At 63.3% G+C, this 1686-nt stretch carries 3 protein-coding genes and 1 pseudogene; 3 read left to right on the top strand and 1 reads right to left on the bottom strand.

The genetic code is table 11. The features are described 5' to 3' along the window. Positions 1-268 (top strand): annotated as a pseudogene (locus tag IL54_RS24760) (conjugal transfer protein TraG); the annotation flags it as partial. Beyond that, positions 265-696 carry a hypothetical protein gene (locus tag IL54_RS02770; RefSeq protein WP_037473015.1) on the top strand — a complete coding sequence of 144 codons (432 nt, stop codon included), beginning with the start codon at positions 265-267 and terminating at the stop codon, positions 694-696. The pseudogene IL54_RS24760 and the gene IL54_RS02770, both read left to right, overlap by 4 nt. Positions 697-736: 40 nt before the next feature. Here IL54_RS02770 and IL54_RS02765 read toward each other — a convergent pair whose 3' ends face one another. After that, positions 737-1012 carry an HU family DNA-binding protein gene (locus IL54_RS02765; protein WP_037473012.1) on the bottom strand — a complete coding sequence of 92 codons (276 nt, stop codon included), beginning with the start codon at positions 1010-1012 and terminating at the stop codon, positions 737-739. Between the two features lie 186 nt (positions 1013-1198). Between IL54_RS02765 and IL54_RS02760 the strand changes: the two genes are divergently transcribed. Further along, positions 1199-1686, top strand: a 488-nt coding sequence (locus IL54_RS02760; RefSeq protein WP_237748764.1) for an acyl-homoserine-lactone synthase, incomplete at its 3' end; no start/stop codon positions are given.

Here is a 1686-nt window from a genome sequence, read left to right as displayed (position 1 = left end):
TCCGCGAGCCATAAACGCAGGCGGATCGGGCGAGGCCTGTCGCGCCGATCGGCCCTCGCAGTCGGACAATGCCAATGCCGGTATCCGCCGGGAACCCAATCTTCCAGAACAGGAGGAGATCGTGCCCCCGCGTCCGTCCGCAAGGGCCGAGTTCGAATTCCACGAAAGCGACGATGACAATGATGCGGCCCGCGCGCAGGCGATGAAACGCATGCACCGGGCGGCGCGACAGGCCTCGCTCGATCCTGACGATGGAGTGGAACTATGAGTGGGCTCAAGATCAAGCATACGATCCGCCTCTCACCGGAGATCTCGATGCAAATGGCGGACTATGCGCGGCGAAAGCGCAAGCCCCAGGCGCTTGTCGTCGAGGCGGCGCTTGCTTCCTTCCTGTCTGCCGACGGGTCCGATCGGCTCGAGGCGGCGATCGGGCGGCGTCTCGATCGCATGAACCGGGAGATACAGCGGCAGGGATGGCAAAATGCCCTGAACGGTGAAGCGCTTGCCCTGTTCGTGCATGCGTGGATGCTACAGAACCCGGCATTGCCGCAGGAAGCGCGGCGCGCCGCACTCGCGGACGCCAATATACGCTGGACAGGCTATGTCGAGGCGCTGGCGGCTCGCATGGAAGCCGGGCCGCGCCTCATCGACGAAATCGGCCAGGATTTTGGCGGTGACGAACCCGATCGAAGCTAAGATGGCAGCCGACGGCCAATGAGGGCCGTCGGCGCTTGTATCAGCCGTTCAGCTTGTCCTTGACCGCCTTGGCAGCCGAAAACCCAAGGCCCTTGGAGGCTGGGATCGACAGCGGTTCGCCGGTTCGCGGATTCTTGCCTTCGCGCGCAGCATTCAGCTTCAGCTTGAATTTGCCGAAACCGTTGACGGCGACTTCCTCGCCCTTGCCGACCACATCGCCGATCGCGCCGAACGTGGCGTCGATGATCTTCTTGGCGTCGGCCTTCGTGGCGCCGGTCGCGCTCGCCACCGCGTCGACGAGTTCGGAAGAGTTCATGGGTGCAGCCTTTCCTTAGTGTCTTGGGCGGAAACGGTTGCCAATTTCACGCGCCATCGTCGAGCAAAATCGGGCTTTCGGCGGCTATGGCGTAGCGGCAGGCCCAGCCGTCCCCCCCATTTCTTGGTATGGGAGAGCCAGGCCCCTTCTGCTGTCCTTGTCGGACCTTACACAAGGGAGCCTGCCATGATGGAAATGACCGATCACGGTCATGGCGCGCGCGAAAGCGCCGCCATGCGTGCGATGTTTGCTGCCCGCAAGGAGGTCTTCATCGACCTTCTGGGCTGGGATCTGCCCGTCCTTGCCGACCGGTTTGAGGTGGACCAGTTCGATACGCCCGCCGCCGAATATCTGATCCTACTTGGCCCGGATCATGTCCATCGCGCATCCGCGCGCCTCCTCCGCACGGAGGGCGAGCACATATTGGGGCATCTCTATCCGCATCTTTGTACCGGCATTGTCCCTACCGGGCCCACCATTCGGGAAATCACGCGCTTTTGTCTCGACCGGCATCAGCGATCGGCCGAGCGGCGCAGCGCGCGCAATCAGTTGGTCAGCACGCTGGCCGACCACGCCATCCGACATGGGATCACCGACTATACCGGCGTGGCCGAGCAGGCCTGGTTCGATCAGATCGCGCGTTTCGGCTGGGATTGCCGAGCGCTCGGACCATC

It is taken from the genome of Sphingobium sp. ba1, from assembly GCF_000743655.1.
Classification (GTDB): Bacteria; Pseudomonadota; Alphaproteobacteria; order Sphingomonadales; family Sphingomonadaceae; genus Sphingobium.
The sequence above is the reverse complement of the archived record's forward strand: the minus strand, read 5'-3'. Positions and strand labels throughout refer to the sequence as shown.

What these genes read in the sequence shown, in the direction of transcription:
- IL54_RS02770 (WP_037473015.1), top strand. Translation starts at nt 265, where the DNA reads ATGAGTGGGCTCAAGATCAAGCATACGATCCGCCTCTCACCGGAGATC.
- IL54_RS02765 (WP_037473012.1), bottom strand. Translation starts at nt 1,012, where the DNA reads ATGAACTCTTCCGAACTCGTCGACGCGGTGGCGAGCGCGACCGGCGCC.